We start from the raw sequence: 24,493 nt of genomic DNA on the forward strand, positions 1-24,493 counted from the left end.
CGGCGAGGGGAGCGTCAGCCGAGCCGTGGCGTCCGGGACACCGGCAGGCGGGCGCAGCGGCGGCAGGCGCGGGCCGAGGTCGCCACGACGGCGTGCGAGGCGGCGGCGAGGGCTCCGGCGAAGGCGAGCAGCGGCCAGTTCGTGGTGAGGGCCGAGGCGACGGCGAGCGCGAGGGTCGTGACGGCCAGGGCGATGCCGGCGGTGGTCCCGGTCCAGGCGACGACGAGCGGCAGCCGGGGCGGGGTGGGCAGCCGGCGGGCGAGAGTGCCGGTGACGGCGAGAGTCGCGGCGGCGAGCAGCGCGGCCGCGATCGCCACTCCGGCCAGGTGGGTGGCGAGGAGCTGTGCGGTACGGGGGATCAGCGCGGCCTCGTCGTGGTCGGGAGTCCCGGCCACGTACCAGCAGGCGATGAGGAAGGGGGCGGTGAGCGCGACGGCCCGGGCGGTGTGCCGGGCCTGGGCGAGGGTCAGCTCCCGCTGGCAGCTCGGCACGAGCTCCTCGACGGTCCCGAACTCCCGCACCGCCGCGCGGATCGCGTCCGGATACGAGCCGCCCGGCTCGGCCCGGGCGTCCGCCGTGTCGGCGAGCCCGCCGCTGATCTCGTCGACCAGCCGGGCCTTGGCGCGGGCCGGTCCGTACAGAGCGGCGGACAGTTCGGCGGCGTACGCCTCAAGGGGGTCGGTGCCGGGCTCGGTGTCGGGGGCGGTCACGTGGCGAGCCCGGGCGGCGGCGTGGTCGGGTTGAGGACCGAGCCGATCGCGGCGGTGAACTCGCTCCACGCCGTCCGCTCGCCCGCCAGGGTCTGCCGGCCCGCGTCGGTGAGCTCGTAGCAGCGCCGGCGCCGTTCGCCGGAGGACTGCCAGCTGCTGCTCAGGAGGCCGATCCGCTCCAGGCGCTGGAGCGCCGGATAGATCGTGCCCGTCCGCAGTTCGAGTACGCCCCCGCTGCGCTGCTGGACCGCGGCGATGATCGCGTACCCGTGCAGGGGGCCCTGTTCGAGCACCGCGAGCAGCAGTCCGTCCAGGTGCCCTCGTACCGCATCCGCCTTCATAGGTAGGCAGCCTACCCAAAGGATCGGTAGGCAGTGTATGTATGGGTGACCAACATATTGGCAGCCAACGCATCGGCGGCCAGTTCGTCGAGCTCCCGAGCTCCCGTGCGGAGGCATGCGCTGTGACCGAATTCCTGTTGTCCGTCCACGTCCTGGTGGCGATCGTCACGGTCGGGTCGATCACCGTGGCCGCCTCGGCGTTCCCGCGCTACGCGCTGAAGGCCTTCGGCGGCGGCGAGGAACGGGAAGGGGGGTCCGCGGGGAGTTCCGAGGGGACCGGGACGGCCGTCTTCCTCCACCGCGTCTGCACCGGGTACGCCGTCGCCGGTGTCGTCGTCCCGGTCTTCGGGGTGGCGACCGGCGCCCAGCTCGGCGTCCTGACCGACGCCTGGCTGATCGTGTCGATCGTCCTGACCGTGATCGCCGCGGCCCTCCTCGGGCTCGTCGTCCTGCCCGGCCAGCGGCGCCTGCTCGCCCTGGCCGAGGGCGCGTCCACGGAGGAGGAGGCGCGCCCCGTCGCGACCCGACTGGCCATGCTCACCGGGATCTTCAACCTCGTCTGGGCGGTCGTCGTCGTCCTGATGATCGTCCGCCCCGGTTCCACGACGGGCGCGTGACTCCCTGACGGGGGTGAGGCTCCCGACCGGGGGCCTCACCCGCGAGCCCGCAGGCGCCGCTTCCCGTACGCGACGGTGACCACGGCGAGCAGCGGCCCCCACAGGACGAGCGGGGCGTAGCAGACGTAGTAGAAGGCGGACTCCCAGCCGCCGGCCTGGCCCGGGAAGTCGGCGGACAGGGCGTCGCCGCGGATCGTGGTCCCCATGACCTCGGTGACGAAGCTGAGAACGGTCCACAGGAGCGTGAGGGCCGTGGCGCCGAGGGCGGCCGGGACGAGCACCGCCGCCGGAGGGATGCGGCGGCCCCGCAGGAGCGGGATCCAGCCCGGGACCACCTCGCCCCAGCGGGCGATCAGCCCGATCGCGGTGAACGCGACCGCCTCGGAGAGGACGGAGAGGAGGACGACGTACAGCCTCTCGCCGATCCCGATCCCGGCGTCGAAGGCCGCGGGGAGCCGCCAGATGCTGGAGGGCAGGACGGTGAACGGCACGGCGTAGGCGAGGAGTCGGGTCCGCCGGGACACCCCGGGCACGGGCACGTGGGCGGCCCGCCAGGCGGCGCGGACCCGGCCGGGGCGAGGCGGGGCGTGGAGGTCGGCGGGCGTTGCCTCGGCGAGCGTGGCTTCGGTGTGCTGGATGCGCTGCTGCATGCGCGGTCCTCGGTTCCGGTGGGCCGCCGTGCGGCCCGCTCGCTCTCGACGATCGCGGACGGCGAGGGCCGGGGAATCACGCTCCGGACCGAGCCCGCTCCCCCGCACGGCCGAGACGGCGCTACGACGCGAGGCGCAGCAACGGCGGCCCCGGTCACCCGGCCCGTCACGTCGCGGGGGTCGCCGTCCCCTCGCGAGGGTCGCCGCTACCTCGCGGGGTCGCCGCTACGTCGCGGGGGCCGTCGCCCCGAAGCCGCCCCGCAGGGTGGAGCGGCCGCCGTCGCCGCCCGTGAGGACGACGGTGTACGTGTCGGCCGAGGCGTCCCGTACCCCCTCGGCGTGGTTGTACTGGACCGCGAAGACATGGCGGCCCGGCGGGACCGTACGGCCCGGCTTGAGGGTCCACCGGTAGAGCAGGGCCCCCGGTTCCTCGGTGACCGTGACGGTGAAGTCCTCTGCGGGGCGCGTGCGCCAGTGGCCCGTGCTCACGACGCCGGCCGTGCGGGCGACCCGCACGTCGACGACCAGGCCCGCCACCGGCGTCCGCGTCGTGACCGTGAGATCGCCCTGCGCCCACCAGCGGTTGCTGCCGGGATCGAGGGTGCCCGTCGCCTCGGCGACCGGCCCCGGCGCGGGCGGCTGCGACGCGGGCGCGGCCGGCCCCCGGTCCAGCGTGGTCACGGCGAGCCCGCCGACGCCGACCACCCCGGCGACGGCCACCGCCACGGCCGCGGCCACAGTCCACCGCCTGCCGGTCCACGGGGCGGTCGCGCGGGCGCGCAGGGACGCCTGCTGCGGCGGGGCGGCGAGGCCGCGTTCCACCCGGGCGAGCATGCGGGCGCGGTCGGGCCGGTGGGCCAGCCCGGCCTCCCGCAGCTCGCGGCGCAGCTGTGCCTCGTCCATCAGTGCCTCCCCGCGACGAGTTCGGTGACGGCCCGCTCGCCCAGGAGGCGCTGGAGCTCCGCCATCCCCTTGGCGGTCTGGCTCTTGACCGTGCCGACCGAGATCCCCAGGGCGAGCGCGGTGTCGCGTTCGGAGAGGTCGAAGGCGTGCCGCAGCACGACACAGGCGCGCTTGCGGAAGGGGAGGGCGCGCAGCGCCGTCCGTACGTCGAGGACGGCCGGCACGTCGGGGTCCTCGACGTGGTCCGGGCGCCGGTCCCAGAACGCGGCGATGCGGCGCCGCTCGCGCACGGTGCCCCGGATCCGGGTGCGGACGAGGTTGGCGACGACGCCCCGGGCGTAGGCGGCGGGGTGGTCGGCGGCGCGGACCCGGTCCCAGCGGTGCCAGAGGGCGAGCATGGCGTCGGCCGCGAGGTCGTCGGCGGCGTCGGTCTCGCCGGTCAGCAGGTGCGCGAGGCGGGCGAGTTCGGCGTAGTGGCGCGCGAAGAAGGCCCGGAACTCCGTCGCGCCGTCGTCGGGGTCAGCGTCCACCGTGACCACGGCGGCCCTCGGTGGCCGGGATCGGCGAGGGGGCCGGGGCCGCGGCGCCCGCCGCCCGTCCCGTGCTCGCGCGCTCGGTCAGCCGGGGCGCGATGAGTTCCGTACCGCGCGCGGCCTCTCCCGCGAGGCGGGCGACAAGCCGCTCCACGGCGCGCCGCCCCATGTCCTGGGCGGGTACGGAGACGGCGGTGAGCGGTACGGAGGCGTGGACCGCGACCTGGTCGGGGCAGATGGCGACGACGGAGACGTCCTCGGGGACCGCGCGGCCCTGGTGGCGCAGGAGCGCGAGCAGCGGTTCGACGGCGGCCTCGTTCTGGACGACGAGGGCCGTGGTGCCGGGGCGCTCCTCGAAGACGCGGGTGACGGCGGCGGCGACGGCCGCGTAGGTGCCGTCGACCGGCCGGTGGAGCAGGCCGACGCCGTGCGCGTCGGCGGCGGCGCGGAGGCCGGTGAGCGTGCGGGCGGCGAAGCCGGTGCCCCGCGCGTAGACGGCGGGCGGCTCGCCGAGGACGGCGATCCCGGTGTGGCCGAGGCCCGCGAGGTGGTCGACGCAGCGCGCTCCGGCGGCCTCGAAGTCGAGATCGACGCAGTCGAGGTCGACTGCGAGCCCGGCCGGGTCGGCGGCGATGTCGGTGGGGGCAGCGGTATCGACAGACGCGGCCGTCCCGGCCATCCCGGCCGTCTCGACGGTCCCGGTGGTCCCAGCCGTCTCGACGGTCCCGGTGGTCCCGGCCGTCTCGGTCGGCAGTCCGATGAGGACGGCGGGCCGTTCGGCCTCCCGGAGGCAGGGCAGCCGCGGGTCGTCGAGTTCGACGTCCATGACGATCATGCCGTCGGCGATGGCGCTGCCCTCGACGCGGCGGACGGCCTCGGGGCCCTCCTCGCCGGTGAGCAGCAGCACGTCGTAGCCGTGGGCGCGGGCCGTGGTGGTGACGGCCATCGCGATCTCCATCATCACCGGCATGTAGAGCCCGGTGCGGAGCGGCATCATCAGGGCGAGGATGTCGGTCCGGCTGCTGGCGAGCGCGCGGGCGCCGGCGTGCGGGCGGTAGCCGAGGGCGTCGATGCTGTGCTGGATCCGCTCGCGCGTGGGGGCGGATATGGAGCGCTTGCCGCTGAGCACGTAGCTGACGGTGCTGGCCGACACCCCGGCGTGGCGGGCGACGTCGGCGAGGGTGACCACGTGCGCGCTCCTCGGCAATCTCGACAGGTACCCCGACCCTAAGCGGCCGCTCGACGGGCTGTCCAGACGCGTCTCGAAGAGTCCAAGGGTCGGATGGCCGCCCGGGGTTGTGCGCGGACCTCCCGCGCGATGGGATGAACTCCGGACAGAGAGCGCTTTCCGCATCACGGATCTCCCCTTCCTCTCCCTCACTCCGTCAGGAGGACCATGTCCGCCCTGCCCTGGTACGAAGACCTCTCCCCCGGCCGCGGCACGCTGCCGCCCCGCGCCTGGTACGCCGGCTCCGACGCCGCCGCCCTCTCCCTGAACGGTTCCTGGGGCTTCCGCCTCTCCCCCACCGCCGACGCCGAGGACGACTCCTTCGCCGCCCCGGACTTCGACGCGAGCGCCTGGGGCGCGATCACGGTCCCGGGCCACTGGGTGCTCCAGGGCAAGGAGCGCGAGTACGGCGGTCCCGCCTACACCAACGTCCAGTACCCCTTCCCCGTCGACCCGCCCCGCGTCCCCACCGAGAACCCGACCGGCGACCATCTGCGCCGCTTCGACCTGCCCGCCGACTGGCCGGCGGACGGCGGGGCCGTCCTCCGCCTCGACGGGGTCGAGTCCTGCGCCCGGGTCTGGCTCAACGGCACGGAGCTCGGCGACTTCAAGGGTTCGCGGCTGGCCCACGAGTTCGCCGTCGGGCACCTCCTGAAGGCACGGGACAACGTCCTCGCGCTCCGCGTCCACCAGTGGTCCTCCGGCTCCTACCTGGAGGACCAGGACCAGTGGTGGCTGCCGGGCGTCTTCCGTGACGTGACCCTGCTGCACCGGCCGGAGGGCTCCCCCGGCGACTTCTTCACGCACGCCTCGTACGACCACACCACCGCCACCGGCACCCTGCGCGTCGACTGCGACGTGCCCGGCCGGGTCACCGTGCCCGAGCTCGGCCTCGACCTCGCCACCGGCGCGTCGGCGACGCTGCCGGTCGAGCCGTGGAGCGCCGAGACGCCCCGGCTGTACGAGGGCGAGCTCACGGCCGGCGGCGAGCGGATCCCGCTGCGGATCGGCTTCCGCACCGTCGCCGTGGAGAACGGCGTCATGACGGTGAACGGCCGCCGGATCCTCTTCCGCGGCGTGAACCGCCACGAGTTCCACCCGGAGCACGGCCGCAGCCTGGACCTCGCGACCATGCGCGAGGACGTGGAGCTGATGAAACGGCACAACATCAACGCCGTCCGCACCTCCCACTACCCGCCGCACCCCGCCTTCCTCGACCTGTGCGACACGTACGGGCTCTGGGTCGTCGACGAGGGCGACCTGGAGACCCACGGCTTCGAGGACCTGGCCTGGCGGGGCAACCCGGTCGACGACGAGCGCTGGACCCCGGCCCTGCTCGACCGGGCGGCCCGGCTCGTCGAGCGGGACAAGAACCACCCCTCGGTGGTCGTCTGGTCGCTGGGCAACGAATGCGGCACCGGCTCCGGTCTGACCGCGATGGCGCGGTGGATCCGCGACCGCGACCCGTCCCGGCTCGTCCACTACGAGGGCGACCGGTCCTGCGCGGACACCGACCTCTACTCGCGGATGTACCCGCCGCACGCGGAGGTCGACGCGATCGGCCGCAGGGCCGACGGCGGACCCGAGGAGAGGAGCCGGCTCCCCTTCGTCCTCTGCGAGTACGGGCACGCCATGGGCAACGGGCCGGGCGGCCTCTCCGAGTACCAGCGGCTCTTCGAGACGTACGAGCGCTGCCAGGGCGGCTTCGTCTGGGAGTGGATCGACCACGGCCTCGTCCACCCGGTGTACGGCCACGGCTACGGCGGCGACTTCGGGGAGGAGGTGCACGACGGCAACTTCGTCTGCGACGGGCTGCTCTTCCCGGACCGGACGCCGTCGCCGGGGCTCCTGGAGTACAAGAAGGTGATCGAGCCGGTCCGGATCGCGCCCGGCGGTCCGGGCGCGGTCCTGGTGGGCAACGGCCACGATGTCGTCGATCTCGCGCATCTCGTCTTCACCTGGTCCTTCCTGGCCGACGGCGAGACCCTCGCCACCGGTCCGCTCGACGTGCCGCCGCTCGCCGCCGGAGCGAGCACGCGGGTGGCCCTGCCCGCACCGCCCGCACATCCGGCGGGGGCCGAAACCCTGTGGACGGTACGGGCGTTGCTCGCGGACGACACGGCCTGGGCGCCCGCCGGGCACGAGATCGCCTGGGGACAGATCCCGGTCTCCGGGCCGGCGCCCGCGCCCCGGAAGGCGACCGGTGCGCGGCCTGTCCGCACGGCCGACCGGATCGCCCTCGGCCCCGGGGTCTTCGACGCCCGCACCGGCGCACCGCTCGCCATCGGCGCCCTCCCTGTCACCGGTCCGCGCCTCGACGTCTGGCGGGCGCCGACGGACAACGACGAGGGCGCGCCCTGGCAGCCCGACGAACGCCACGGGCCGCTCTGGCGCGAGCTGGGCCTGCACCGGATGCGCCACCGCCTCGACGACGTCGCCCTGACCGAGGACTCCTTGACCGTACGGACGCGGGTGGCGCCCGCCGCCCGGGACCTCGGTCTGCGCGCCACGTACCGGTGGACCTCGGACGGCACCGCGCTGCGGCTCGGCGTCGAGGTCGAACCCGAGGGCGAGTGGCGGGTGCCGCTGCCCCGGCTCGGGGTCCGGCTCGGCCTGCCGACCGCGCTGGACCGGGCCGCCTGGTACGGCGCCGGTCCCGGCGAGGCGTACCCCGACACCCGGGCCGCCGCGCGGCTCGGCCGCTGGGAGGCCGCGGTGGACGCGCTCCGGACCCCGTACCTGCGACCGCAGGAGAACGGGGCCCGGATCGACACCCGGTGGCTGGTCCTGACGGACTCCGCCGGGGACGGACCGGGTGTACGGGTGGAGGGCGACCCGGCGTTCTCGTTCACGGCCCGCCCGTGGACCACCGAGCAGCTGGACGCCGCCGCCCACCGCACCGATCTGATGCCGGGGGACACGCTCTGGCTGCACCTGGACCACGCCCAGCACGGCATCGGCTCCCAGTCCTGCGGACCGGGAGTGCTGCCCGCGTACCGGCTGGACGCGGCCCCGGCCACGTTCGCCCTCACCTTCACCCCGGTGGACGTCGCCTGACGTCAGCTGACGCCAGGCGACGTCATGTGGCCTCGCCGTACCTCGCTCGACCTCGCCCGGCCTCGCCCGGCCTCGCATGGCCTCGCTCAGCGGAGCAGCCGGTCCGGGACGATGTCCCGGGCCCGCAGCTCCTGGGCGACGAGGGCCGCGTACTCCGTGGCCCCGCGGACCGAGGTGTGGGTGTTGTCCCGCTTCTCGGTGGTCAGGTAGAGCGCCTTGGAGGCCTCGGGCCCCAGCTGTTCGACCCGCGCCTTGGTGAGGGCGGTGAGGTCGATCAGCGGGGTCCCGAGGGTGACCGCGAGGGCGCGGATCTCCGCCGGGTGGTCCACGCCGAGGCCGTTGACGAGCAGGGCCGTGCCGTTGTCCAGGGTGCCGTCGGCGTTGAACCAGCGGCGCACGATCGGGGTGACCAGGACGGGTTCGCCGCCCCGGGCCCGTACGCGCTCGACCAGGCTCGTCAGGTTGGCGCGGTAGGTGGCCGCGTCCGTCTGCTTGTCGTTGTGGGCGAGCTGGATCAGGACGGGATCGCCGGGGCGGATCGCCGCCTCGACCGCGTCGAAGAGCGCCGGGTTCGCCAGGAAGGTGACGGTGCTCTCGCCGGAGTCGGCGTGGTTGGCGACCGCGATCCCGCGCGCGAGGTGGACGGGAAGCCGCTGCCCCCAGCCGGTGTACGGGTCTCCCGGCTGGTCGCAGACGGTGGAGTCGCCCACGAGGAAGAGGCGCCGGGCGGCGGGGGCGGGGGTGACCCGGAGCGCGGTGACGCGCGGGGCCGCCCCGCCGAGGACCAGGTCGAGGCCGGGGCTGCCGGCGGGCCCGGTGGGTTCGCCCTCCGGGTCGCGTACGTCCACGGTGAACGAGCGCCGGACGCGCTGTCCGGCCCCGGTGGCGGTCTCGGCGAGCAGCGCCCGCCTGGTCTCGCCTATGACGGCGGTGGACCCGGCCTCGTCACCGCCGAGGGTGACGGTGACGTCGTACGTGCCGGGGGCGACGTCGAAGTGGCAGGCGAGCCCGCCGCCGGCGGTGGCGGAGCAGTGGTCGAGGCCCTGACCGTAGGGCCCGTCGGCGTGGGCGGCGGGGGCCGCGGCGAGCGACCCGAGGAGGGTCGCGGCGGCGGCGAGGAGTGCGGTCCTGCGCATGGTCCTGTTCCTCTCGGTTCTCACTCGGGGAGGTGGTCGCCGACCAGGGCGAGGTTTTGGATGGCGGCCAGTCCGTACAGGGCGGTGGTGTTGGTGCTGATCCAGAGGTGCTCGTAGCCGGGTTCGAGGGCGGCGGCGCCCTGGACGGGCGTCTTGTCCCAGACCATGGCCGCCGTGTAGCCGTCGCTCTTGTCGAACCTGGCCCAGGCGCGCTGGGCGAGCGCGGTGTCGTTCAACTGGGCGGCCGCGTAGGCGTCCTGGCGCGAGTGGCCCTGGAAGAGGAGGAGGGTGCCGAAGTTCTTGCCGTAGCGGGCGGCCTGTTCCGTCTTGGAGGCGTTGAAGTAGCGGCAGTAGTCGAGCCAGGCCGCCTTGAACCGCGGCATGTCGACGAGGTCGATGAGCTCGGCGCACATCTCGACCAGGCCGAACATGGCGGAGAGGTGGGAGACGCCGACGACGGGTTCGGCCGCGACGGCGAAACGGCCGGTGTCGAGGTCGTAGAGGCCGGTGCCCTGGACGAAGCCGTTCGGCTGGGCCGCGATGGTCTCCATGGTGGAGCGCAGCCGGGCCTCGGCCTTGGCGGCCTTGGGGCCGCCGCGCTCCCACTCGGTGAGCCAGGCGGCGGCGAGGCCGCTCCAGTCGGTGCCGAAGCCGATGGAGAGGGCGTGGCGGTCGGGGGTGTAGGGCTCGGTGCGGATCTTGCGGATGGGGTCGAGGACCAGGAAGGTCTCGTCGGAGTCGACGAGGTCGTGCATGAGGTCGCCGACGCGTTCGTCGGCGGTGAGGAAGTAGTAGGGACGCCGGTAGACGGCGGTGGAGATCCGCTGCTGCTTCGCGCTGTCGGCGAAGTGCTGGACGCCGTGGCGGGTGCCGAGTCCGGCCCAGGTGCCGAGGTGGTAGACGTCGACCTCGCCGGTGTGGCGGGTCATGGCCTCGGCGAAGCGGAAGACGTCGGCGCGGCCGGAGCGCAGGTAGGCGTACCAGAGCCACAGGTCGGGCGAGAGCTCGGAGTTGTCCCAGGCATAGCCGCCGACGTCGTACCGCCACTGGTGACGGTCCTCGTCGTAGGTGTGCATGATGTCGCCGTAGTCCCAGAAGCCGTACCAACGGCGCTGCTCCGCCTGGTCCTTGTAGTAGGTGAAGAGGTAGTCGAGGTGGTCCTCGATCTTCGCCTTGGCGGGGGTGGAGCGGTCGACGGGCGAGAAGAGTCCGCCGAACACCCGGGCGCGGACGAGGTCTTCGGGGCCGACGGCGAGCTGTGGCGGGGTGCGGACGGCGGCGGCCTGGGCGACGAGGGTGTCGGCGGCCGGGGTGGCGGCGTTGGCCCAGAACATCAGCTCGCTGGTGCGGGCGATGCCGTACGGGGTGCCGAAGCCGGGTCCGTGGTCCTCGTAGGTGATGTTGAGGCCTTCGAGCTGCTCGGGGAAGGTGTCCTGGCCCATGCCGTCGTGGTAGAAGCGCAGGTCCATGGGCTGTGCCTCGGGCGACCAGAGCCAGAGGGTGACCTCGGCCTCGTCGCCGGCGGCGTTCCGGACGTCGAGCTGGGCGGGGTGCTTCTGCCAGAAGTCCCGTAGTCCGAAGGAGAGTCCGCCGCTGACGCCGCCTACGTAGCCGAAGCCGTTCGCGCGGCGGCCGCCGCCGGCCGGGATCCAGCCGTGGCCGGGCTTGGTGCGCTTGCGGAGGGCGAAGCCGTCGGCGGAGAGCTGGGAGAGGGTGTAGTCGCCCCAGGTGGGGACGTACTGCAGGCGGGTGGTGACGCGCTGGTCCCAGGTGGCGGGGTCGGGCAGCTTCTCGCCCTTGACCTGGGCCGTGCGGACGGCGGCGCCGGGGTCGCGGCGCAGGCCGGTGATGCCCTGGACGGCCTCGGTGAGGAAGCCGGCGCCCTCGCCGGCGATCCGGACGTGCCGGTCGTAGGCGGCGTCGCGCATCGGGACGGTGAAGCGGACGCCGAGGCCGCGGATGAAGTCCTTGTTCTGGTCGCCGTCGTAGGTGATGGTGTGGACCATGCGGAAGGACTCGGAGCCCGCGTAGAAGTAGAGGCGTACGGAGAACGGCAGCCAACTGCGGCTGCCCTTGCGGTGCTTGCCGTCGATGCGGACCACGGCGCGGACGGGGCCGCGCTGTTCGACGGTGGCGGCGGAGATCTCGCCGTCGAACCGCTCCCACTTGGCGTTGCCGTGGTCGCCGTCGTCGAGGTCGCTCTGCCGGAGCAGGACGAGCCGGCCGTCGGTGGCGATCTTCACTCCGTCGCGGGTGACGGATTCGACGAGCTTCCCGCCGTCCTTCGCGATCACGGCGCGGACGGTGCCGGTGTCGACGGTGATCCGGCGGCCGGTCTCGGTGACGGAGACGGTACTGGCGGCGGTGGCGGGGGTTCCGGGGGCGAGGGTGAAGCGCTCGGCCCCGGCGGCTTCGGGTCCGACGGCGTGCGCGGTCCACTTGAGGGAGCCGTCGGGCCAGCGGGCGGTGGTCCAGGTCTGTACGGGGACGTGCGCGCCGTCGGCGGTGGTGAGGGCGAAGGCCTGGTCGGCGGGGTGGACGCCCTGGGGCCAGGCGGCGCCGAAGGTGGATCCGGCGGCGGCCCCGAGCCCGCCGGGCTCCAGCCAGGTGACGGCGGAGGGCCGGTCGGCCGCCGGGGTCTCGGCGGGTGCGACGGCCTGGGCGTCCCCGCGGCCGAGGACCCAGCTGAACTGTGCGGCGGCTCCGGCGACGGCGGCGGCCTTGAGGAGGGAGCGGCGAGGTATCGCGGACATCGGAATCCCTTCGTGCGCATGGCGGAGAGCGCTGTCGCGGCGGTGTGCGGGGACAGCGGAGGAAGAGGAGGCAGAGGCAGGGGGGAAGAGGGCGGGGGAAGAGGGCGGGGTACGCCCCCGGTGGCTACGCGGTCGCCGGGGCCGTGGCCCGGCGCTCGACCGCCAGCGCCGCGGCGACCACGATGCCGAGCGCGGGGATCGCGAGCGGGGCCGAGAACCAGGCGGAGGCCGCGATCACGGCGAAGCCGCAGACGACGAGCAGGGAACCTGCCGGATCCCGCAGGGTCCGGCGGCCCGCCGGGGCGAGGAGCTCCCGCCAGCGGGCGCCCGGGCGCCAGGCCGCGCAGGCCCGCAGCAGGGTGACGGCGAGCCCGAGGGCCATCAGGACCCCGACCGCGCCGACGAACCGGGCGCCGGGCAGCAGCCCCGCCCGTACGACGGCGAGGTCGGCCCACAGCAGGGCGAGGGTCGCCCAGACGGCGAGCCCCACGAGCCAGCCCCGGCGGACGGCGGCGCGCAGGTCGGCGGCGAAGAACCGCAGGCCGGCCTCCTCGTCGTCCGTCCAGCGCCGCAGGTGGGCCGCGCCCGCCGCGAGCGCCGCCGGCAGGGTGACGAGCGGGAGCGAGGCGACGGCGATCCACACCCCCACGAGGAGGCACTCCGCGAAGACCCCGAAGCTGGCCAGGAATCGGGCCCGGGTGCGTGTTCTCATCTCGCCGGCCACCCCCTCAGCCCTTGAGGCCCGAGGTGGCCATGCCGTCGATGAGGTACCGCTGGAAGGCGAGGAAGAAGGCGACCACGGGGAGCAGCGCCACGAGCGACATCGCGATCATTCCGCCGTAGTTGGCGACGCCGTCCTGGTCGACGAACATCTTCAGGCCGAGCGAGACCGTGTACTTCTCGGGTTCGTTGAGGTAGATCAGCGGACCCATGAAGTCGTTCCACGCGTTGATGAAGGTGAAGATCGCGCTGGTGATGAGGGCGGGGCGGCACAGCGGCAGCACGATCGACCAGTACGTCCGCAGGTGACCGCAGCCGTCGAGGCGGGCGGCCTCGTCGAGCTCCTTCGGCAGCCCGCGCATGAACTGGAGCATCAGGAAGACGAAGAAGGCGTCCGTGGCCAGGTACTTGCCGAGGAGCAACGGCGTGTAGGTGTTGATCAGTTCGAGCTTCTGGAAGAGGACGTACTGCGGGATGAGCAGGACGTGGTATGGCAGGAGCAGCGTGCCGATCATCAGGGTGAAGAGCACTCCGCGGCCGGCGAAGCCGATCTTGGCGAAGGCGTAGGCGGAGAGCGAGCTGGAGATCAGCACGCCCACCACCGAACCGACCGCCAGGAAGAGGGAGTTGCCGAAGAAGGTGGAGATGGGGATGTCGGCGATGCCGTCGGCGAGCCGCCGGTAGTTGTCGGTGATGGGCTCGGCGGGGAAGAGGGTCAGGCTGCCGACGATCTCGTCGTTCGGCTTGAAGGAGCCGCCGATGACCCAGACCACGGGGTAGAGGATGACCGCGAGGACGGCCAGCGCCCCGAGGTGCCAGGCGACCGAGCCCGCCGTGCGCGGCCTCGCGGTCCGCGTGCCGGTGCGTGCGAGGCTCATCGGCCCCCCTCCTCGTAGTGCACCCAGCGCCGCTGGGACCAGAACAGCACCGCCGTGACCAGGCCGACGGCGAGCAGCAGCATCCAGGCCATCGCCGAGGCGAGACCCATCCGGCTGTTCTCGAAGCCCTGGATGTAGAGGTAGCAGGTGTAGACGAGCGTGCCGTCGGCCGGCCCGCAGGCGTTGCCCTGGCTGCCGATGATGTAGGCGGAACCGAAGATCTGGAAGGAGTGGATGGTCTCCAGGAGCACGTTGAAGAAGAGGACCGGGGAGATCATCGGCAGCGTGATGTGCCAGAAGCGCCGCCACGGGCTCGCTCCGTCGACCTGGGCCGCCTCGTACAACTCCCGTGGCACCTGCTTGAGTCCGGCCAGGAAGATGACCATCGGGGCGCCGAACTGCCAGACCGTGAGCGCGACGAGGGCGTAGATGATGCGGTCGGGGTCGCCGATCCAGCCTCCGGCGGCCATGCCGAAGAGCTGCTGCGTGCGGTCGACGGCGGCGCCGTCGGAGAAGATCGCGCGCCAGACGATGGCGATCGAGACGCTGGCCCCGATGAGCGAGGGCGCGTAGAACGCGGCCCGGTAGAAGGCCTGTCCGCGCCGGCTCTGGTTCAGCAGCAGGGCGACGCCGAGTGCGGCGGCCAGTTTCAGCGGGGTGCCGATCACCACGTACCAGCCGGTGATCTCGACGGAGGTGCGCCAGCGGGGGTCGCCGAACATCTCGGTGAAGTTGTCGAAGCCGATCCACCGCGGGGCGTCGAAGAGGTTGTAGTCGGTGAAGGCGAAGTAGAGCGAGGCCACCATGGGCCCTGCGGTGAGCAGGAGGAAGCCCGCGATCCACGGGGACATGAAGAGGTAGCCGGCGAGGTTCTCGCGGCGGGCTCGGCGGGGGCGGGCGGGGCGGCCCGCCGTCCGGGGCGGGCGTCCGCCGCCGGCCGGGGAGCCCGCGGGGGCGGCCTCCCCGGCCGGGCGGGCGTCCCGTACGGGGTGCGGTGCGGGAGTCGGTGCGGAGGTCACGGCGGCGTCCATCAGGAGGAGAGCGCCGTCTTCGCCTCGGTGAAGTACTGCTTCACCGCGTCCGCGACCGGCCGTTCGCCCAGCGACATCTCCTCGGAGAGCCGCAGGAAGGCGGCCTCGCACACATCGGCGCCGGCCGGGTGCGGGGTGATGGGCTCCAGGACGCGGGACTCGACGAGCTGCTTCTCGTACGCGGCGATCTGCTTCCCGACCTCGTCGGTCGGCACGTACGCCCGGTACTGGGCCTCGGTGGCCGGGACGCCCCGGTCGTAGCCCATGATCTTCCCGACCTCGGGGTCGTGGACCATGAAGTCGATGAACTGGGCGGCCTCCTTGGGGTGCTTGGTGCGCTTGGACGCGCTGAGCATGAGGGAGCCGAGGTACTGGCCGGTCTTGCGGCCGTCGGTGGTGGGGATGGGGGCGAGCCCGTACCGGCTCTTGCCCTCGGCGGTGTAGCGGACGGCGAAGTTGTCCCAGGTGAACTCGGAGCCGGCGAGTTCGGCGGTGACCGCCGACTTGGGCTTGGCCTGGATGGTCTTCTTCGGGTCGGCGTAGACACCGGCCTTCACCCGCTGGAACGCCTTGGTCCACCAGTCCGTCAGGTCCGCCTCGGTGAAGCCGAGTCCGGAGGTGGTGAAGAAGGCCTTGCCGTGCTGGCGGAGGTAGAGGTCGTACAGGTACATGATCCCGTACGGGCCCGCGTCGCCGGCCCGGCCCTGGGTCTCCCGGATCCTGGCGAGGGCCGCGTGGTACTCGTCCCAGGTCCAGCCCGGCTTCGGGGTGACGCCGGCCCTGGCGAAGACGGTCCGGTCGACGACGAGGGCCATCGAGTTGCTGCCGACGGGGACGCCGAGCAGCTTGCCGTCGACCTCGCCGAACTTCTCCAGGCCGGCCCGGAAGCCGTCGAGGCGGAGGTGTCCCGCCTCGGCCTGCTCGCGCAGGTCGAGGAGGACGTTCTTCGCGTCGTACTTGCGCAGGAAGCCGATGGCGTTCTGGAAGACGTCCGGTGCGTTGCCGCCCGACGCCTGGGTGTTGAACTTCTTCCAGAAGTCGGCGTAGGGCTGGAAGTCGGTCTTGACCTTGATCTTCGGGAACTTCTTCTCGAAGAGGGCGATCGACCGGTTGATCCGCTTGGCCCGGTCGTCGGAGCCCCACCACGTGTACCGAATGGTGACGGTGCCGTCTCCGGAGCCCGAGCCGGATCCGCAGCCCGCCGCGGTCAGGCCGAGAGCCGCAAGGGAGCCGCCGGCGACCTTCAGCATGCTCCGACGGTCAACAGTGCTTTGAGTACGCACAGTTCGTCCTCCGCGCGTTAATGGAACGTTTCAGGAAAGCGCTTGCTGGGCCAAAGTAGGGTCGTCGGCCAGCCACGTCAACGCTTCGGACGGGATCTTTCGAAGCGCTTCGAACCGTGCGCGATGGCGACCTTGTGAAAGGATTCAACAACGGGCCGGTCAGGCCAGCCGGATGACGTTCCAGGACATCGGCTCCAGGACCGCCCGCAGCAGCCCGCCGTCGAGCGTCGAACCGTCCACCGGGTGCGGCACGACCCGGTCCGGTTCGTCGAGCGTGTTGCGGGCCTCGGGGTCGGCGTCGGCAAGCGCGCTGTGCCCGACGACCCGGTCGAGACCGAGGCCGCGCAGGGTGACCTCCAGGGGCAGCGGCGCGTGCCGGTCGCGGTTGACGGCGAAGACGGTCACCGTGCCGTCGTCGGCGCGAACGGCCGTGGCGTGCAGCAGGGGCACCTCCCCGTACCGCGCCGTGGGGTGTGCGGGCGCGTCCACGCGGACGTCGAGGACGGTGCCGCGGCCGTGCCGGGAGGCCTGGGCGAAGGGGAAGAAGGTGGTCTGGCGCCAGGCGGGACCACCCGGCTCGGTCATGATCGGGGCGATCACGTTGACGAGCTGGGCGAGACAGGCCACCGCGACCCGGTCGGCGTGGCGGAGCAGGGCGATCAGGAGGGTGCCGAGGACGACGGCGTCGGTGACGGTGTAGACGTCCTCCAGGAGGCGCGGGGCCTCCTGCCAGTCCTCCACCGCGTGCGGATTGGGCCGGCGCTGGTACCAGACGTTCCACTCGTCGAAGGAGAGCGTCAGCCTCTTCGCGGACTTCAGCCGGGCGCCGACGTGGTCGCAGGTCGCGACGACCTCCTCGATGAAGGCCTCCATCTCGACGGCGGAGGCGAGGAAGGAGTCGCGGTCGCCGTCCACCTCCTCGTAGTAGGCGTGCAGCGAGACGTGGTCGACGACCTCGTACGTCTCCGCGAGGACCGTCGCCTCCCAGGCGGCGAAGGTCGGCAGCCCGCGCGCGGAGCTGCCGCAGGCGACGAGTTCGAAGCCCGGGTCGATGCTCCGCAGGGCGCGCGCGGTCTGGGCGGCGAGCCTGCCGTACTCCTCGGCGGTCTTCTGGCCGGTCTGCCAGGTGCCGTCCATCTCGTTGCCCAGGCACCACAGGCGGATGCCGAAGGGGTCCTTGTCGCCGTGGGCGGCGCGGCGGTCGGACAGCTCGGTGCCGCCGGGGTGGTTGGCGTACTCGACCAGGTCCATGGCCTCGGTGATGCCGCGGGTGCCGAGGTTGAGCGCCATCATCGGCTCGGTCTCCGGACCCGCCTTCCGCAGGAAGGTCATGAACTCGCTCAGGCCGAAGCGGTTGGTCTCGGTGGACCGCCAGGCCACGTCGAGCCGGCGCGGCCGGCGGTCGACGGGGCCGACGCCGTCCTCCCAGCGGTAGCCGGAGACGAAGTTGCCGCCGGGGTAGCGGATCGCGGTGACGCCCAGCTCGCGGACGAGCTCCAGGACGTCGGTGCGCAGGCCGTCCTCGTCGGCGGCCGGGTGGCCGGGCTCGTGGATGCCGGTGTAGACGCAGCGCCCGAGGTGCTCGACGAAGGAGCCGAAGAGGCGGGGGTCGACGGGGGCGACGGTGAAGTCGGGGTCGAGGGTGAAGCGGGCGGTGTGCTCGGGGAGTGACACGCGGATCCCTTTCGTTCGAAATATCGACCACTGGTCGTGTGTCCGAACGAGAAGGTAGGAGCCGGGACTTCGCGCGTCAATGGATCACCGAAGGGGCCCCGGCCATGATCCGCCGGACAGGCCCTGAGGCCGGGGACAGCCGAAGGCCGGGTGGGTCCCTCTCGGGATCCACCCGGCCTCGTCGTACGCGGAGCCGTCTCCATGCGGGGCGGGCTGTTACTCGAGCAGCTCCGCGTACGAGCCCATGGCCAGGGCGATGTCCGCCTGGGCCCAGAACCGGTGGTAGGTGAAGACGGGGGCCGCGCCGCCCGCCAGGTAGGCCTCGATCTTCGGCCAGGCCGGGTCGTCCTGGTAGAAGGTGCGGATCGAGGCGAAGGTGGACGTGCCGTTCACCGCGTCGCCGTTCGGCATGGTGCCGGTCCAGCCGCTCGGTACGTACACGGGGTCGTCGAAGCGGTTGTAGTCGGCGCGGGTCTCCTCGACGGCGATGCCCAGCGGGTCCTGGTGGTGGTCCCACATGCCGTCGAGCAGGGCCTTCGCGACGCGCTTGGCCTCGGTGTGGCCGGACTTGGCCGCGTAGTAGGTGAGGGTCTTGGCGTAGGCGGCGGCCACACCGACGTCGTTCGTGTAGTCGGCGACGGTGACGTGCAGCCCGGCGTTGGCGCCGGGGTTCGCCGCGTTCCAGGTGTCGGGCGCGCCGGACCACTGGAGGGTGGAGGGGATGCGGTAGGTGCCGTCCGGGTTGACCGTGGTCTTGGACAGCGCCCAGGAGACCCACTTGTCGAGGACGGTCTTCGCCCCGGCGTCACCGGTCTGCTGGTAGTACTCGGCGACCCGCTCCATGGACCAGGCCTGGAAGCCGAACCACTGGTTGGACGCGGGGTCGTGGTAGACGGGCTTCTCGTCGTAGAAGAGGCCGTGGAAGGTGGGGGTGCCGGCCGGCGGGGTGGCGTAGCGGCCCTGCCAGCTGTTGGTGGCACCGCCGGCGATGGCGCCCTCGTCGGACTGGAGCCAGCGGTAGAACTCCAGCTGCCGGTCGAGGCTGGTCGCCCAGTCCGCCGCACCCGTCGCCGACTTGGGCTTGAGCGGCGCGTACTCGCTGAGCGCGTACGCGGCCAGCGGATTCTGGTAGCCGCCGTGGGCGTGGCTGGAGCCGATGCGCCAGGACCAGCCGGCGGAGGTGTCGGTGGCGCCGCCCCAGGCGTAGTACCAGGACATCAGGTAGTGCGCGCTGTCCTTGCCGGTGCCGGCCGGGCAGACGGTCGGGCCGACGCAGTTCCCGGCCTTCTTGAAGTACTTGTCGAACATCGCGTACCGCAGGTAGTCGCCCATCTTGGCGGCCTTGCCGACGGTCGCGGTGACCTGGCCCCCCTTGCCCTGCTGCTTGGCCCACAGGTCGGCCCAGTAGGCGGCCTGGACGGCGCGGGCGTCGGCGTCGGGGGCGTTGGTGAACTTCCACTGCTTGGCGTAGGAGGCGTCCCCGGTGAAGAGGTCGAGGTAGCCGTTCTTCCCGCCGTAGGAGAAGTTGTCGCAGGTGGGGTGGGTGACGGTCTCCCAGACGGACTCCTGCGGTCCGCGCTGGAAGGTGTTGATGTACGAGGGGCCGGTCGCCGTCGGTCCTGCGGAGCACTTGCCGGGCTCGTTGCCGAAGCCGTAGACGTTGTCGACGTCCTGGATCCAGTGCATGCCGTAGACGTCGTCCGTGCCGTAGGCGCTCTTGAGCTCGGCGGCGATCGGGTCGGAGCCCGAGGTGACGCCGGAGTCGAGCTTCGCCGGGTACTGGGACGGGAGGTCCCACTCGGGTGCGTACGTCGCCGGCTTCGAGGCGTTGTAGGAGGAGCCGGTGGGCTGGTCGGCGTGGGTGGGGATCATGAATTTCTCCATGGTGTCCCAGGCTCCGTTGAACTTGGTCCAGTCCCCGGTGATCTTCCCGTACATGGCCTGGAGCCAGATGAGGTAGCTGTACGCCTCCGAGGTCGTCTCGTGCCCGTGGTCGGGGGCCTCGACGATCAGGGTCTCGACGGAGTGGTACGGGATGCCCTCGGGCGAGAAGTAGCCGTTGGCCGGGTTGGTGATCTTCCCGTGGAGGTCGAGGAAGCGGGCGTCGTACGTGGAGTTCGCGGCCAGCTGGGCGACGGTGACCTCGGCCTTGGCGTGGCCGGGGGCGGTCGCGGTGAAGACGGCCGAGCCGGTGCCGGTGGCCGCGGCGGCGACGGTCACCTTCTGGGCGGTGTTCCAGTTCGCCGGGGTGAAGGTGAGGGAGGCCGGGGTCGCGGTGAGGCTGGTGTTGCCCGAGGTGCGGGCGACGCTCACCGTGACGTTGGCGGTGGGGGCGGTCGAGAGCTTCAGGTCGAAGGTGCCGGTGGCGCCCTGGCGGACCCCGAGCTGACTCGGGGAGGCGACGAGCGCGGGTCCGGCGGCGACGGTGATGCCGACCGGCGCGGACTCGGCGGAGGCGCCGAGACTGTCGTAGGCCTTGGCGTAGAGGGAGTGGGACCCGGCGGCGAGGCCGGCCGCGCTGACGGCGAACGGCGCGGTGGTGTCCGTACCGAGGAGGGTGGTGTCGCTGTAGAACTCCACCTTGCCGACGGTGGCGCCGTCCGCCGCGGCGGCCGTGGCGGCCAGCGGCACCGCGTCGCCCGCCGTGAAGACGGCGCCCGGGGCCGGGCTGGTCAGGACGGCGACCGGCGGCTGGTGGGCGCCGGTGCAGGGGGTGCCGTTGACCGCGAAGGCGGTCGGGGCGGCGTTGGTCCCGCTGTAGGTGAACTGACCGCCGGTGGTGGCGGCGGCGCCCGGGGCGAGCGTGCCGTTCCAGGACGCGTTGGTCACCGTGACGTTCTTGCCGGACTGGGACCAGGTGCCGTTCCAGCCGTTGGTGAGCTTCTGGTCTCCGGCGTAGGAGTAGGTCAGGGTCCAGCCGTCGAGGGCTTCGGCCGCCCGGTTGGTGAGCGTGAGTTCGGCGGTGAAGCCCGAACCCCAGTCGTTGGTCTTGTAGTCGACGCTGCACTGCACGGTCGCGGCCTGGGCGGTGGAGACGGCACCGACGGCCGTGAGGCCGAGGGGGAGGGAGAGGGCTGCGGCCAGCGCGGTCAGCGGCCGGCGTGGTCGTGGTCGCGGCATACGGGTGGTTCTCCTCGCGGCTCGGGAGGATGGGGATGCGAAGAGCGGATGAGCCTGTGGGGACAAGCCCTGAACCAGTGGGAGCGCTCCCACTGTGCAGTTGGGGCGCATCGGCGTCAAGGTCTGCGAAGAGTCGAAGGCAGATGACCGGGGAATTTACTCAACCCCTCTTTTGCTTGGCGGCTGTTGACGCTACGGTCTGCCCGACCAGTGGGAGCGAATCCGTCCGGTCGGCACACCGCCAGAGGTGTGCCCTCGCTGCGAGGACTCGCTCATGCGACATCCCCCACGTCTGTCCGCGCTGCTCGCAGGAGCAGCGCTCACGACGGCGAGCACCGCGCTCGCCCTCATGGGTGCGGCCTCAGGAGCCGCGGCCGCACCCGTCTGCACGGTGGAGTACTCGGTCGTCGGCCAGTGGGCCGGCGGCTACCAGGGTGCCGTCACCGTCACCAACAACAGTGCCGCGCTGAACGGTTGGAGCCTCGGCTTCGCCTTCCCGGCCGGCCAGGTCGTCAGCCAGGGCTGGGGCGGCAAGTGGTCCCAGTCCGGGGCCTCCGTCACGGTCGTGAACGAAGGCTGGAACGCCGCCCTCGGCACGGGCGCGAAGGTGACGGGCGGCTTCATCGCCTCCTGGACGGGCGCCAACACGGCCCCCACCGCCTTCACGCTCAACGGCACGCCCTGCACCACGGACGCGCCTCCGACGCCGACACCCACGCCGACGCCGACGACCACGACGCCGACGCCCACGCCCACGCCCACCGACCCGACCACCCCGCCGACCACACCACCCACGACTCCCCCGACCACCCCGCCGACCACTCCCCCGACCTCGCCACCGCCGACCCCGGTCACCGGCGCGCCCCAACTGAGCGTGACCGGCAACAAGTTCACCGACCAGAACGGCGCGGTCCGCCGTCTCCTCGGCGTCAACCGCTCCGGCGGCGAGTTCATGTGCGTCCAGGGCTACGGCTTCTTCGACGGTCCCGTCGACGACGCCTCGGTCCAGGCCATCGCCGACTGGAAGGCCAACACGGTCCGCATTCCCCTCAACGAGGAGTGCTGGCTCGGCCTGGACAACATCAAGCCCGAGTACCGGGGCACGAATTACGTCAACGCGGTCAAGGACCTGGTCGCCAAGGTCCTCGCCCACGGCATGACCCCGGTCGTCGAACTGCACTGGACACACGGCCAGTACACGGGCAACTCGGCCGGCTGCTCCGACGTGCACGCCTCCTGCCAGAAGCCGATGCCCGGCGCCCAGTACACCCCGGCGTTCTGGACCTCGGTGGCGAACACCTTCAAGAACGACAAGCGGGTCGTCTTCGACCTGTTCAACGAGCCCTACCCGGACCGGGCGACCTCCACCGCGACGCAGGCCTGGTCCTGCTGGCGCGACGGCGGCACCTGCCCCGGCATCGGCTACGAGGTCGCCGGCATGCAGGACCTGGTGGACGCGGTCCGCGCCACGGGAGCGAAGAACCTCGTTCTCGTCCCGGGCATCGCGTACTCCAACGACCTGAGCCAGTGGCTCACGTACCGCCCCACGGACCCGGCGGGCAATCTGGCCGCCGCCTGGCACGTCTACAACTTCAACACCTGCGCCGACGAGACGTGCTGGAACAACACCCTCGCCCCGGTGGCCGCCGAGGTTCCCCTCCTCGCGGGCGAGATCGGTGAGAACACCTGCGGACACGCGTTCATCGACCGCGTCATGAAGTGGTTCGACGACCGCGGCCTCTCGTACCTGGGCTGGACCTGGAACACCTGGAACTGCAACTCCGGTCCCGCGCTGATCACTTCGTACGACGGCACCCCCACCGCATTCGGCATCGGGCTGCGCGACCACCTGCGCACCCTCACTCCCTGAAAACCCCTGAAACCCCTTGAAAGCCCCCTCAAAGATCCCTGAACGATCCCTGAAAGATCTCCGAAAGGAATCCACACCCGCATGAGCCGCACCAGAAGCACCAGTCGTACCGCCCTCCTGGCGGCCCTCGGCCTCATCACGGCCACCGGCGCGACCGCCACCGTCCTCGGCACCGCCACCGCCGGCGCCGCCGCCCCGGGCTGCAAGGTCGACTACCAGATCACCAACCAGTGGAGCACCGGCTTCGGCACCAACGTGACGGTCACCAACACCGGTGACCCGGTGGCCTCCTGGACCCTCGAATGGTCCTACGCCGGCAACCAGCAGGTCACGCAGGGCTGGAACGCCACCATCACCCAGTCCGGTGCCGCCGTCACCGCCAAGAACCTCTCCTACAACGGGACGCTCACCACGGGCGGTTCGACCTCCTTCGGCTTCAACGGCTCGTACAGCGGCACGAACGCCGTACCGGCCACCTTCAAGCTGAACGGCGTCGTCTGCAACGGCGCCACCGAGCCGACGACGCCTCCCACGACGCCGCCGACCACCCCGCCCACGACTCCCCCGACCACTCCGCCGACCACACCTCCCACCACGCCGCCGGCCGGGACCAAGGCCGACAACCCGTACGCCGGCGCCAAGGTGTACGTGAACCCCGAGTGGGCGGCGAAGGCCGCGGCCGAGCCGGGCGGCACCAGGATCTCGAACCAGCCCACCGGCGTCTGGCTGGACCGCATCGCCGCCGTCAACGGCTCCGCGACCTCGATGGGCCTGCGCGCCCACCTCGACAAGGCCCTGGAGCAGAAGGGCTCCGGCGAGCTCGTCGTCCAGCTGGTCATCTACAACCTGCCCGGCCGCGACTGTGCCGCACTCGCCTCCAACGGCGAGCTGGGCCCGACGGAGATCAACCGCTACAAGACCGAGTACATCGACCCGATCGCCGCGATCCTCGGCGACGCGAAGTACGCGGGCCTGCGGATCGTCACCACGGTCGAGATCGACTCGCTGCCCAACCTGGTCACCAACGTCTCCGGGCGCCCGACGGCCACGCCCAACTGCGACGTCATGAAGGCGAACGGCAACTACATCACCGGTGTCGGCTACGCCCTCAACAAGCTGGGCTCGATCGGCAACGTCTACAACTACATCGACGCCGGTCACCACGGCTGGCTGGGCTGGGACGACAACTTCGGCCCCTCCGCCGAGCTGTTCAAGCAGGCCGCCACGGCCGAGGGCTCCACGGTCTCCAAGGTGCACGGCTTCATCGTCAACACCGCCAACTACAGCGCCCTGAAGGAGGACCACTTCACCATCAACGACAGCGTCAACGGCACCTCCGTGCGCCAGTCGAAGTGGGTCGACTGGAACCGCTACACCGACGAGCTGTCCTACGCCCAGGCGATGCGCGCCAAGCTGGTCTCGATCGGCTTCGACAGCAACCTCGGCATGCTGATCGACACCTCCCGCAACGGCTGGGGCGGCACCGCACGGCCCACCGCCCCGGGCGCGACGACCAGCGTCGACACGTACGTCAACGGCGGCCGCTACGACCGTCGCATCCACCTCGGCAACTGGTGCAACCAGGCCGGCGCGGGACTCGGCGAGCGGCCCCAGGCGGCGCCCGCCGCGGGCATCGACGCGTACGTCTGGATGAAGCCCCCGGGCGAGTCCGACGGCGCCAGCAAGGAGATCCCGAACAACGAGGGCAAGGGCTTCGACCGGATGTGCGACCCGACCTACACGGGCAACGCCCGGAACGGGAACAGCATGTCGGGCGCGCTGCCGGACGCGCCGATCTCGGGCCAGTGGTTCTCGGCCCAGTTCCAGGAGCTCCTGAAGAACGCCTACCCGGCGCTGTAACACCCCTCGCGAGACACCTCGTGAGAGACCTCGCGAGACGCCTCGCATGAGGCCTGCGGCCGGCCCGGACCCCCAGGGTCCCGGCCGGCCGCAGGAGCCTTTCCCGTACCCGCGAGCCCTCCCCGCAGC

General features: G+C 72.2%; 18 protein-coding genes. 4 read left to right on the forward strand and 14 right to left on the reverse strand.

Annotation, left to right across the window (positions count from 1 at the left end; all coding sequences use genetic code 11):
• Window positions 1-14: 14 nt before the first annotated feature.
• Together ACZ6K0_RS39060 and ACZ6K0_RS39065 are read right to left on the reverse strand one after the other, a co-directional pair.
• Window positions 15-710: a permease prefix domain 1-containing protein gene (locus tag ACZ6K0_RS39060; RefSeq protein ID WP_469234767.1), complete on the reverse strand. Its 696-nt coding sequence runs from the start codon at window positions 708-710 to the stop codon at window positions 15-17.
• Window positions 707-1,051, reverse strand: coding sequence for a PadR family transcriptional regulator (locus tag ACZ6K0_RS39065; protein WP_469234770.1), 345 nt, complete (start codon window positions 1,049-1,051; stop codon window positions 707-709). Before ACZ6K0_RS39065 ends, ACZ6K0_RS39060 begins: the two co-directional genes overlap by 4 nt.
• Before the next feature lie 122 nt (window positions 1,052-1,173).
• Here ACZ6K0_RS39065 and ACZ6K0_RS39070 point away from each other — a divergent pair, with 122 nt between their 5' ends.
• Window positions 1,174-1,668, forward strand: a complete 495-nt coding sequence (locus ACZ6K0_RS39070) for a hypothetical protein (protein ID WP_469234771.1) — start codon at window positions 1,174-1,176, stop codon at window positions 1,666-1,668.
• Window positions 1,669-1,703: 35 nt separating this feature from the next.
• Here the strand turns inward: ACZ6K0_RS39070 and ACZ6K0_RS39075 are convergent, their stop codons facing one another.
• The 4 genes from ACZ6K0_RS39075 to ACZ6K0_RS39090 all read right to left on the reverse strand — a co-directional run bounded on the left by ACZ6K0_RS39075 (window position 1,704) and on the right by ACZ6K0_RS39090 (window position 4,943).
• Complete coding sequence (locus ACZ6K0_RS39075) at window positions 1,704-2,318, reverse strand: hypothetical protein (protein ID WP_376410152.1); 615 nt, start codon at window positions 2,316-2,318, stop codon at window positions 1,704-1,706.
• Window positions 2,319-2,543: 225 nt separating this feature from the next.
• Complete coding sequence (locus tag ACZ6K0_RS39080; protein WP_469234773.1) at window positions 2,544-3,221, reverse strand: hypothetical protein; 678 nt, start codon at window positions 3,219-3,221, stop codon at window positions 2,544-2,546.
• Window positions 3,221-3,760: a SigE family RNA polymerase sigma factor gene (locus ACZ6K0_RS39085; RefSeq protein ID WP_469234775.1), complete on the reverse strand. Its 540-nt coding sequence runs from the start codon at window positions 3,758-3,760 to the stop codon at window positions 3,221-3,223. Before ACZ6K0_RS39085 ends, ACZ6K0_RS39080 begins: the two co-directional genes overlap by 1 nt.
• Complete coding sequence (locus ACZ6K0_RS39090; protein WP_469234777.1) at window positions 3,741-4,943, reverse strand: LacI family DNA-binding transcriptional regulator; 1,203 nt, start codon at window positions 4,941-4,943, stop codon at window positions 3,741-3,743. Before ACZ6K0_RS39090 ends, ACZ6K0_RS39085 begins: the two co-directional genes overlap by 20 nt.
• Window positions 4,944-5,150: 207 nt before the next feature.
• Between ACZ6K0_RS39090 and ACZ6K0_RS39095 the strand changes: the two genes are divergently transcribed.
• Window positions 5,151-8,039 (forward strand): glycoside hydrolase family 2 TIM barrel-domain containing protein, encoded by a 2,889-nt coding sequence (locus ACZ6K0_RS39095; protein ID WP_469234779.1) that lies wholly within the window; start codon window positions 5,151-5,153, stop codon window positions 8,037-8,039.
• Between the two features lie 86 nt (window positions 8,040-8,125).
• Here ACZ6K0_RS39095 and ACZ6K0_RS39100 read toward each other — a convergent pair whose 3' ends face one another.
• From ACZ6K0_RS39100 to ACZ6K0_RS39135, 8 genes are all read right to left on the reverse strand, one after another.
• On the reverse strand, window positions 8,126-9,175 hold the full coding sequence (locus tag ACZ6K0_RS39100) for a rhamnogalacturonan acetylesterase (RefSeq protein WP_469234781.1): 1,050 nt from the start codon (window positions 9,173-9,175) through the stop codon (window positions 8,126-8,128).
• 20 nt (window positions 9,176-9,195) lie between these two features.
• A complete protein-coding gene (locus ACZ6K0_RS39105; RefSeq protein WP_469234783.1) occupies window positions 9,196-11,928 on the reverse strand; it encodes an exo-rhamnogalacturonan lyase family protein in 2,733 nt (910 codons plus the stop codon).
• A 124-nt stretch (window positions 11,929-12,052) separates the two neighbouring features.
• Window positions 12,053-12,640: a hypothetical protein gene (locus ACZ6K0_RS39110; RefSeq protein WP_469234785.1), complete on the reverse strand. Its 588-nt coding sequence runs from the start codon at window positions 12,638-12,640 to the stop codon at window positions 12,053-12,055.
• Window positions 12,641-12,656: 16 nt separating this feature from the next.
• Entirely contained in the window at window positions 12,657-13,526 is an 870-nt protein-coding gene (locus ACZ6K0_RS39115) for a carbohydrate ABC transporter permease (protein WP_376410176.1), read from the reverse strand.
• Complete coding sequence (locus tag ACZ6K0_RS39120; protein WP_376410179.1) at window positions 13,523-14,557, reverse strand: carbohydrate ABC transporter permease; 1,035 nt, start codon at window positions 14,555-14,557, stop codon at window positions 13,523-13,525. The genes ACZ6K0_RS39115 and ACZ6K0_RS39120 overlap by 4 nt, the downstream gene beginning before the upstream one ends.
• The gene (locus tag ACZ6K0_RS39125) at window positions 14,557-15,807 is read right to left on the reverse strand and encodes an ABC transporter substrate-binding protein (RefSeq protein ID WP_469234787.1); all 1,251 of its coding nucleotides are present in this window, start codon (window positions 15,805-15,807) and stop codon (window positions 14,557-14,559) included. The genes ACZ6K0_RS39120 and ACZ6K0_RS39125 overlap by 1 nt, the downstream gene beginning before the upstream one ends.
• Before the next feature lie 192 nt (window positions 15,808-15,999).
• Window positions 16,000-17,514, reverse strand: a complete 1,515-nt coding sequence (gene arfA / locus ACZ6K0_RS39130) for an arabinosylfuranosidase ArfA (RefSeq protein WP_469234789.1) — start codon at window positions 17,512-17,514, stop codon at window positions 16,000-16,002.
• A 216-nt stretch (window positions 17,515-17,730) separates the two neighbouring features.
• Window positions 17,731-20,634 carry a glycoside hydrolase family 48 protein gene (locus ACZ6K0_RS39135; RefSeq protein WP_469234791.1) on the reverse strand — a complete coding sequence of 968 codons (2,904 nt, stop codon included), beginning with the start codon at window positions 20,632-20,634 and terminating at the stop codon, window positions 17,731-17,733.
• A 274-nt stretch (window positions 20,635-20,908) separates the two neighbouring features.
• Here ACZ6K0_RS39135 and ACZ6K0_RS39140 point away from each other — a divergent pair, with 274 nt between their 5' ends.
• Together ACZ6K0_RS39140 and ACZ6K0_RS39145 are read left to right on the forward strand one after the other, a co-directional pair.
• Window positions 20,909-22,504, forward strand: coding sequence for a cellulase family glycosylhydrolase (locus ACZ6K0_RS39140; RefSeq protein ID WP_469234793.1), 1,596 nt, complete (start codon window positions 20,909-20,911; stop codon window positions 22,502-22,504).
• Between the two features lie 81 nt (window positions 22,505-22,585).
• Window positions 22,586-24,364: a glycoside hydrolase family 6 protein gene (locus ACZ6K0_RS39145; protein WP_469234795.1), complete on the forward strand. Its 1,779-nt coding sequence runs from the start codon at window positions 22,586-22,588 to the stop codon at window positions 24,362-24,364.
• Window positions 24,365-24,493 lie beyond the last annotated feature (129 nt).

It is taken from the genome of Streptomyces sp. NPDC042346, assembly GCF_055581845.1.

Bases quoted from the DNA above. Each gene is read 5' to 3' on its own strand.
- ACZ6K0_RS39100 (WP_469234781.1), bottom strand. From the start codon at position 9,175: ATGCGCAGGACCGCACTCCTCGCCGCCGCCGCGACCCTCCTCGGGTCG.
- ACZ6K0_RS39095 (WP_469234779.1), top strand. From the start codon at position 5,151: ATGTCCGCCCTGCCCTGGTACGAAGACCTCTCCCCCGGCCGCGGCACG.
- ACZ6K0_RS39135 (WP_469234791.1), bottom strand. From the start codon at position 20,634: ATGCCGCGACCACGACCACGCCGGCCGCTGACCGCGCTGGCCGCAGCC.
- ACZ6K0_RS39080 (WP_469234773.1), bottom strand. From the start codon at position 3,221: ATGGACGAGGCACAGCTGCGCCGCGAGCTGCGGGAGGCCGGGCTGGCC.
- ACZ6K0_RS39115 (WP_376410176.1), bottom strand. From the start codon at position 13,526: ATGAGCCTCGCACGCACCGGCACGCGGACCGCGAGGCCGCGCACGGCG.
- ACZ6K0_RS39120 (WP_376410179.1), bottom strand. From the start codon at position 14,557: ATGGACGCCGCCGTGACCTCCGCACCGACTCCCGCACCGCACCCCGTA.
- ACZ6K0_RS39075 (WP_376410152.1), bottom strand. From the start codon at position 2,318: ATGCAGCAGCGCATCCAGCACACCGAAGCCACGCTCGCCGAGGCAACG.
- ACZ6K0_RS39145 (WP_469234795.1), top strand. From the start codon at position 22,586: ATGAGCCGCACCAGAAGCACCAGTCGTACCGCCCTCCTGGCGGCCCTC.
- ACZ6K0_RS39065 (WP_469234770.1), bottom strand. From the start codon at position 1,051: ATGAAGGCGGATGCGGTACGAGGGCACCTGGACGGACTGCTGCTCGCG.
- ACZ6K0_RS39140 (WP_469234793.1), top strand. From the start codon at position 20,909: ATGCGACATCCCCCACGTCTGTCCGCGCTGCTCGCAGGAGCAGCGCTC.
- ACZ6K0_RS39105 (WP_469234783.1), bottom strand. From the start codon at position 11,928: ATGTCCGCGATACCTCGCCGCTCCCTCCTCAAGGCCGCCGCCGTCGCC.
- ACZ6K0_RS39110 (WP_469234785.1), bottom strand. From the start codon at position 12,640: ATGAGAACACGCACCCGGGCCCGATTCCTGGCCAGCTTCGGGGTCTTC.
- ACZ6K0_RS39125 (WP_469234787.1), bottom strand. From the start codon at position 15,807: ATGCTGAAGGTCGCCGGCGGCTCCCTTGCGGCTCTCGGCCTGACCGCG.